At 73.1% G+C, this 9105-nt stretch carries 2 protein-coding genes; both read left to right on the forward strand.

Going from position 1 to position 9105, the window contains the following annotated elements; all coding sequences use genetic code 11:
- The first annotated feature begins 14 nt into the window (after positions 1-14).
- A complete protein-coding gene (locus JS756_RS35310; RefSeq protein WP_275892786.1) occupies positions 15-4859 on the forward strand; it encodes an SDR family NAD(P)-dependent oxidoreductase in 4845 nt (1614 codons plus the stop codon).
- Between the two features lie 75 nt (positions 4860-4934).
- Positions 4935-9105 (forward strand): type I polyketide synthase (locus tag JS756_RS35315; protein WP_205387362.1); only part of this gene is annotated, 4171 nt, incomplete at its 3' end.

Genomic DNA, 9105 nt, shown 5'->3' on the forward strand with positions numbered 1-9105 from the left:
CGCGGGGTCGGTTGATGCAGGCCTTGCCCGCGGGTGGGGCGATGGTGTCGCTGCAGGCGTCCGAGGAGGAGGTGCTGCCGCTGCTGGCCGGCCGCGAGGCCGAGGCCGGCATCGCCGCCGTCAACGGCGCGGAGGCCACCGTGGTCGCGGGAACTGCGCGGGCTGTGAAGGAGATCACCGCACATGTCCGTGCGCAGGACCGCAAGGCCACCGCCCTGCGCGTCAGCCATGCGTTCCACTCGCCGTTGATGGAGCCGATGCTCGCCGACTTCCGGGCCGTGGCCGAGACCCTGACCTATGAGCGACCCCGGCTGACGATCGTCTCCTCGCTCACCGGAGACCTGGCCGATGCGGACATCCTCAGGTCGCCCGAATACTGGGTGCGACACGTACGGCACACCGTGCGCTTCGCCGACGGCGTGCGCCGCGCCACGGCCGAAGACGTCGACAAGTGGATGGAGTTGGGGCCGGACGGCACACTCACCGCACTGGTGCGTGCCGCCGATGCGGGCCCCGATCCGGACGCTCACGCGCTGCACGTGCCCGCGCTGCGCAAGGACCGCGGCGAGAGCGGCGCGCTGCTCGCGGCCGTGGCCGCTCTCCACACCCGCGGGACCGCGCCGCGGTGGCCGGCCCTGTTCTCCGGCACCGGCGCCCGCCGAGCCGCCCTGCCGACGTACCCTTTCCAGCGGCAGTACTTCTGGCCGGGAGCGCCCGCCACCGGGCCCGGCGACGCGGCCGGCCTCGGACTCACCGCGTCGGGGCACCCCCTGCTCGGCGCGGAGGTGATGCTCCCGGAGGGCATGGGCGCCCTGCTCACCGGTCGGCTGTCGCTCGCGGCCCAGCCGTGGCTTCGCGACCATGCCGTGGCGGGAACCGTCCTCTTCCCCGGCACGGGCTTCGTCGAACTGGCACTGCAGGCCGGCCGCCGGGTCGGCTGCGGACGGGTCGCCGACCTGACGCTGGAGGCGCCGCTCGTCCTGCCGGACAACGGCGGCGTACGCATCCAGGTCGTGGTCGCGGCCCCCGACGAGACGGGGCGACGGAGCGTGTCGATCCACTCCCAGGCCGACATACCTGACACGGCGCCCGACGACTGGGTGCGACACGCCACCGGCTACGTCGACGACGGCACCGCGGCGGCGGACGGCACGGACGCGGCGGTCGAATGGGCCGACGGCCCGTCCGCCGACGCCGACCGCGTCCCGCTGGACGGTTTCTACGAGCGTCTCGCGGGCGACGGATACACCTACGGCCCCGCCTTCCAGGGCCTGCGAGCCGTCTGGCGCGACGGCGCCGACGTCCACGCCGACGTCCGGCTGACGGCCGACCAGCAGGCCGAGGCCGAACGGTGCGGGCTCCACCCCGCGCTGCTGGACGCCGTGCTGCACGCCTGGCTCGCCGCCGGGCAGGCCGGCTCCGACAGCGCCGGTGCGGTACGGCTGCCGTTCGCGTGGAGCGGGGTCACCCTGTCGGCGGTGGGCGCCTGCGCGGTCCGGGCTCGGATGACACCGACCGCCGACGACACGTTCACGCTGACCCTCGCCGACACCGAGGGGCGGCTCGTCGCCCGCGTCGACGCGTTGACCGTGCGGGAACTGAGCCCCGAGGCGCTGGCCCCAGCGCGGGGCGCCCGCAGCGAAGTCGAGGCGGCACTCTTCCGGCTGGACTGGAGCGCGCTGTCCCTGCCCTCCGACATGCTGACGGACCGGACCGAGCAGTGGGCTGTCGTCGGGCCGCGCATCGACGGGCTCACCGACGCCCCGGCCGGCCACTACCCCGGCCTCGCGTCGCTCGCGGCAGCCGTCGACGCGGGCGCCGCGCCGCCGACCTCGGTGCTCGTCGCGTGCGGCGCCGACGCCCGGCCCGCGGGACGCGCCGGCCATGCGCCGACCCCCGGCACCCGGGACGACGACGCCGGCCACCTCCCTGCCCGTGCCCCCGGCAGCGCTGAGGCGGACACCGTCGAGGCGACCAGGGCGGCCCTGCACGACACGCTCGCGCTGGTGCAGAGCTGGCTGGCAGACGACCGCTTCGCCGCCGCCCGACTCGTGCTCGTGACGCGCGGCGCGGTGCCCGCGGAGGGCGGCCGAGCCCCCGTCGACCCGGTCGCCGCCTCCCTCTGGGGACTCCTCCGCTCGGCACAGTCGGAACACCCCGGACGCCTGACCCTGCTCGACCTGGCCCTGCCCGACCCCGCCCCCGGAAGCGCCGGATGCCCGGAAGCCGCCCCGTTCGCCGCCACCGGAGAACCCGACACCCCTGGCACGGCGGGAACCGACCCGGTCGACCCGGCCCTCACCACCGCCCTGGCCACGGGCGAACCGCAACTCGCCGTCCGAGGAACCACCGTGTACGCGCCCCGACTGGCCCCGGTCGGTACGGGAGGCAGCCTGCTGCCGCCGCCCGGCGAGTCCCTGTGGCGGCTGGACGTCACCACGCCCGGCACCCTCGACAGCCTGGCCCTCGTCGCCTGCCCCGAGGTCGCCGCTCCCCTCGCACACGGCGAGGTCCGGCTGGCGATGCGGGCCACCGGCGTCAACTTCCGCGACGTCCTGGTCTGCCTCGGTATGCTCGACCGCGAGGTACCCGGCCGTGAGGGCGCGGGTGTGGTCCTGGAGACCGGACCGGGCGTCACCGACCTCGCCGTCGGCGACCGCGTGCTCGGACTGTTCTCCGGCGCGTACGGTCCCGTCGCCGTGACCGACCACCGGCTGCTGGTGCGGATGCCCGACGACTGGACCTTCACCGAGGCCGCGGCGGCACCCATCGTGTTCCTCAGCGCCTACCACGGCCTGGTCGACCTGGCGGACCTGCGTCCCGGGGAGTCCGTACTCGTCCACGCCGGGACCGGCGGCGTCGGCATGGCCGCCGTCCAGCTCGCCCGGCATCTGGGCGCCGAGGTCTTCGCCACCGCCGCCCCCGCCAAATGGCCGACGCTGCGCGCCATGGGACTGGACGACGACCACATCGCCTCGTCGCGCGACACCGGCTTCGAGGAGAGGTTCCTCACCGTGACCGGCGGCCGCGGCATGGACGTCGTCCTCAACTCCCTCGCCCGGGAACTCGTCGACGCCTCCTTGCGGCTCCTGCCGCGCGGCGGACGCTTCGTCGAGATGGGCAAGACCGACCTGCGAGACCCCCACGTGATCGCCGCTGACCACCCTGGCGTGCTGTACCAGGCGTTCGACCTGCGGGACGTCGACCCCGGGCACACCGCCGAGATGCTCGACGCCGTGCTCGGCCTGTTCGAACAGCGGGCGCTGCGACCGCTCCCCGTGACCACCTGGGACGTACGCAGGGCCCCGGAGGCGTTCCGCCATCTCAGCCAGGCCCGGCACACCGGGAAGATCGTGCTCACCGTGCCCGACGTACCAGCGAACCTCGCCCGCCCCGCCGCCACGGACGGCCCGGCGATCACGGACGCCGCGGCTGCCCCCGCCGAGCGCACCGGCGGCCACGGCACCGTCCTGATCACCGGTGGCACCGGCACCCTCGGCGCGCTCCTCGCCCGGCACCTGGTCACCGAGCACGGTGTACGGCACCTGCTGCTGACCAGCCGCAGCGGACCCGACGCCCCCGGCGCCCGCGAGCTCACCACCGAACTGGCGGGGCTCGGCGCCGAGGTGTCCGTCGCCGCGTGCGACACCGCCGACCGCGACGCCCTGGCCCGCCTGCTCGCCACGATCCCCGAACGGCATCCCCTCACCGCCGTCGTCCACGCGGCAGGCGTCCTCGAGGACGGCATCCTCGACGGGCTGACCCCCGAGCGCGTCGACCGGGTGCTGCGGCCCAAGGCCCAGGCCGCATGGAACCTGCACGACCTCACCCGCGACCTGAATCTGTCGGCGTTCGTCCTCTACTCCTCCGTGGCCGCCACCTTCGGCAGCCAGGGCCAGGCCAACTACGCCGCCGCCAACGCCTTCCTCGACGGCCTCGCGCACCACCGCAGGGCGCAGGGACTGCCCGCCCTGTCCCTCGCCTGGGGCCTGTGGGACACCGCCGCCGGCATGGCCGGCACCCTCGACGCGGCCGACGTCCGCCGGATCGGCAACCTGGGCCTGGCTCCGCTGCCCGCCGACGAGGGCCTGGCCCTGTTCGACGCAGCCCTCGCCGCCGACCAGGCCCTGCTCCTTCCCACCCGCCTCGACCTGGCGGGACTCGCCCGTCGCCGCACCGAACCGCCCACACTGCTCAAGGCCCTGGTCCGCACCCCGGTCCGGCGGGCCGCCGCACCCTCCACGCCGGCGGGCGGAACCCAGGCCGCCACCGACGGCGACGCCACGACCGCGTCGTTCGCCGAACAACTGCGGCAACTGCCGTCCGAGGAACGGGAACGGGCCGCACTGGAACTGGTGCGCACCCACACCGCAGAGGTCCTCGGGCACTCCGACCCCGAAACGGTCGACGCCGACCGGCCGTTCAAGTCGCTCGGCTTCGACTCGCTCACCGCGGTCGAGATGCGCAACCGGCTCGGCACGGCCACCGGACTCACCCTGCGCGCCACGTTGATCTTCAGCTACCCGACCCCCGCCGTGCTCGCCAGGCACCTGACGGAACAGTGCGCACCCCCGGAGGAGCGGCCCGCGGACCTCCTCCTTGCCGAACTCGACCGGCTCGAGTCCGCCATGGCCGCTGTGGACCGCACCGCCGACGGCACACCGGACGGTGGCGCACCGGGCGACGGCGGACCGGCCGACGACGCACTGAACGACAAGGTGACCGCACGACTGCGGGACCTGCTGGCCCGGTGGACGGGCGACACCGGCGGCACGGCCCCCGCCACCCGCACCGGACTCGAGTCCGCCACCGACGACGAGATGTTCGACCTCATCAACAAAGAGCTCGGCATCTCCTGACCCCGACCGACCCCGGACCGTTCAGGACCCGACGTCTTCGGACCCCTCGGGGCTCCTCCAAGGAAGTGGCAACGAATGGCGAGCAACGAAGAGAAGCTGCGGGACTTCCTCAAGCTGGTCACGGCCGACCTTCGTCAGACACGCAAGCGTCTGCAGGACATCGAGGACCAGCGGCACGAACCCGTGGCCGTCGTGGCCATGGGCTGCCGATTCCCCGACGGCGCCGACACCCCGGAGGCGATGTGGCGGCTCCTGGCCTCCGGAACCGACGCCGTCACCCCCTTCCCCACCGACCGCGGCTGGGACCTGGAGGCCCTGTACGACCCGGACCCCGACCGGCCCGGCACCTCGTACGTCCGCGAGGGCGGCTTCCTTCACGAAGCCCCGCTGTTCGACGCCGAGTTCTTCGAGATCTCCCCCCGCGAGGCCCAGGCCATGGACCCGCAGCAGCGGCTTCTCCTGGAGACGTCCTGGGAGACCGTCGAGCGCGCCGGCATCGTCCCCGCCTCTTTGCGTGGATCCCGCACCGGCGTCTTCATCGGCGCCATCGCCCAGGACTACCTGCCACGCTCCCGGAACGCCCAGGCCGAACTCGGCGGGCATCTCCTCACCGGCAGCACCATCAGCGTCGCCTCGGGCCGGATCGCCTACTCCCTCGGCCTGGAGGGCCCCGCGGTCACCGTCGACACCGCCTGCTCCTCCTCCCTCGTCGCTCTCCACCTCGCCGTACGGGCCCTGCGCGCCGGCGAGTGCGATCTCGCCCTCGGCGGCGGCGTGACCGTCATGTCCGGCCCCGAGATGTTCGTCGACTTCGGCCGGCAGCGGGCTCTCGCCACCGACGGCCGCTGCAAGGCGTTCTCCGCCACCGCAGGTGGCTTCGGGCCCGCCGAGGGCGTCGGCATGCTCCTGCTGGAACGCCTCTCCGACGCCCGCCGCCACGGCCACCCCGTACTCGCCGTGATCCGCGGCAGCGCCGTCAACCAGGACGGCGCCTCCAACGGCCTCACCGCACCCAACGGCCCCGCCCAGGAACGGGTCATCCGCGCCGCCCTCGCCGACGCCGCGCTCAACCCCGGGGACGTCGACGCCATCGAGGCCCACGGCACCGGCACCCCGCTCGGTGACCCCATCGAGGCCGAAGCCCTGCTCGCCACCTACGGGCAGGACCGCGAACGCCCCCTGTGGCTCGGCTCGGTGAAGTCCAACATCGGACACACCCAGGCAGCCGCCGGAGTCGCCGGCATCATCAAGACGGTGCTGGCCATGCGCCACGGGCTGCTGCCCCAGACCCTGCATGCCGACGAGCCCTCCCAGCACATCGACTGGACCGCGTCCGGGCTCCGTCTGCTCACCACGGCCCAGCCCTGGCCTGCCCGGGACGACCGCCGTCGACGTGCCGCCGTCTCCTCCTTCGGCATCAGCGGCACCAACGCCCACGTGATCGTGGAGGAGCCGCCCGCCCCCGAGACGCAGGAGACGCAGGAGGAGGAAGACACACCGGCCGGGGACATGGCGACCGGGCCCCGGCCCGACGCCGCCGCGAACGGTCGGCCGCAACCGACCGCCGTCGACGTGCCGCTCCCCTGGGTGATCTCCGCCCGCAGCCACGCCGCCCTCACGGCACAGGCCACCCGCCTGCTCGCCCACCTCGACGCACACCCCACCCAGGACCCGGCTCGTGTCGGCCACGCCCTCGTCACCACCCGGACCACCTTCGAACACCGCGCTGTCCTCACCGGCCGCACCCACGACGAACTGCGCACCGCCCTTGCCTCCCTCGCCGCCGGCACACCCCACCCTCAGACCGTCACCGGCAGCATCCGGCCCGGTGGCCGACTGGCGTTCCTGTTCGCGGGTCAGGGTGGGCAGAGGGTCGGTATGGGGCGGGAGTTGTATGCCGCGTTTCCGGTGTTCGCCGCTGCCTTCGACGCGGTGGACGCCGAGTTGCCGTTCGGGCTGGCGGAGGTCGTGTTCGGTGGGGATGCCGAGCGTGTGGATCGGACGGAGTTCGCGCAGCCTGCGTTGTTCGCTCTTGAGGTGGCGTTGTTCCGGCTGTTGGAGTCGTGGGGTGTGCGGCCGGATGTGCTGGTGGGGCATTCGATCGGTGAGATAGCTGCGGCGTATGTGGCGGGGGTGTGGTCGCTTGAGGATGCGTGTCGTCTGGTGGTGGCGCGGGGTCGGTTGATGCAGGCGTTGCCCGCGGGTGGGGCGATGGTGGCGGTGGGGGCGTCCGAGGAGGAGGTGCTGCCGCTGCTGGACGGTGTGCGGGTGGGTATTGCCGCGGTGAACGGTCCGCGGGCGGTGGTCGTCTCGGGCGTGGCCGAGGCGGTGGAGGAGGTCGCGGCCCACTTCCGTGCCCAGGACCGCAAGGTGACCGCGCTGCGGGTCAGCCATGCCTTCCACTCGCCGCTGATGGAGCCCATGCTCGCCGACTTCCGCGCCGTGGCCGAAAGCCTCACCTACGCAGCGCCCCGCATCCCCGTTGTCTCCAACGTCACCGGCCGCCCAGCTGCCCCTGAGGAGCTGACCTCGCCGGACTACTGGCTTCAGCACGTCCGGCGACCGGTCCGCTTCGCCGACGGCGTCCGGGCCCTGGCGGACCGCAAGGTCGGCCGACTGCTCGAACTCGGCCCCGACGGCCGACTGACCGCCCTGGCCCAGGAAACCCTGGACGGCGGCACCGAGGTCTTCACGACCGCCCTGCGCAAGAACCGCCCCGAGCCCGAGAGCCTGCTCACCGCGCTCGCGCAACTCTTCGTCAGCGGCCTTGCCGTGGCCTGGGACTCCGCGTTCCCGCAGACCAACCGCACCGCCGTGCCCGAACAGGAGCCGCTCGACCTGCCGACGTACGCGTTCCAGCGGCGCCGCTACTGGTCCCGGGACACGGGCTCCATGCCTGGTGACCTGCGTGCGGTGGGTCTGGGGTCGGCGGAGCATCCGTTGTTGGGGGCGGCGGTGGAGTTGGCGGGTGGTGAGGGTGAGGTGTTGTTGACGGGTCGTTTGTCGTTGGTGGCGCAGGAGTGGCTGCGTGGTCATGTGGTGTCGGGTGTGGTGGTGTTCCCGGGTGCGGGTTTTGTGGAGTTGGCTTTGCGGGCGGGTGAGTCTGCGGGGTGCGATCGGGTGGAGGAGTTGACGATCGCGGCGCCGTTGGTGTTGCCCGAGCGGGGTGGTGTGCGGGTTCAGGTGCGGGTCGGTGCGGTGGGGGAGTCCGGCGGGCGGGTGTTGGGGATCTATGCGCGGGCTGAGGATGCTTTTGATTCCGATGCTTGGGTTCTGCATGCGACGGGTGTGTTGACTGCTGGTGCGAGTTCGGGTTCGGGTTCGGGTTCGGGTGTGGGGGGTGGTTTCGACTTCGGTGTGTGGCCGCCGCGGGGTGCGGTGGGGGAGTCGGTGGAGGGTGTGTACGGGCGTTTTGCCGGGTTGGGTTTGTCGTACGGGTCGGCGTTTCGTGGGTTGCGGGGTGTGTGGCGGCGGGGTGAGGAGGTTTTTGCCGAGGTGAGTCTGCCTGCGGGGCAGGAGGGGGTTGCCGGGCGTTTCGGTGTGCATCCGGTGTTGTTGGATGCGGCGTTGCATGCGGTGTTGTTCTCGCCGGTGTTCGGGGGTGGTCGGGCGCGGTTGCCGTTCTCGTGGGCGGGTGTGTCGTTGTGGGCGTCCGGGGCGCGGGAGTTGCGGGTGCGGTTGGTGCCGGTGGGTGCCGATGCGGTGATGGTGGAGTTGGCGGATGCGGCGGGGGAGTTGGTTGCGCGTGTCGAGTCGTTGACGTTGCGTGAGCCGGTCGGTGTGCTGTCGTCGGGGACGGCGGGAGGCCGGCACGACAACCTCTTCCAGACCGACTGGGTGAAGACCTCCACGAAGCAGGGACCTGCACCGGATCTGCCCGGCACCGCGCTTCCCGGTCCGGAGGAGCCTGTGGTGGGTGATGTGCTGGTTCGTGTGGAGCGCCCGGTGGGTGAGGGTGCGGGGGTGGTGCGTCGTGTGGCTGCGCGTGTGCTCGGGCTGGTGCAGGGGTGGCTTGCGGAGGAGCGGTTCGAGGGTGCGCGGCTTGTGGTGGTGACGGAGGGGGCGGTTGTTCCTGACGGGGTGGGGGTGGTCGATCCGGTTCTGGCTGGGGTGTGGGGTCTGGTGCGGGCTGCTCGGGCGGAGGCGCCGGGGCGGTTCGTGTTGGTGGATGTGGATGGTGTGGGGGAGTCGTGGGGGGTTGTCGGCGGGGCGTTGGAGTCGGGTGAGCCGGAGCTGGCGGTGCGTG

The organism is Streptomyces actuosus, from assembly GCF_016921115.1.
Lineage (GTDB): Bacteria > Actinomycetota > Actinomycetes > Streptomycetales > Streptomycetaceae > Streptomyces > Streptomyces actuosus_A.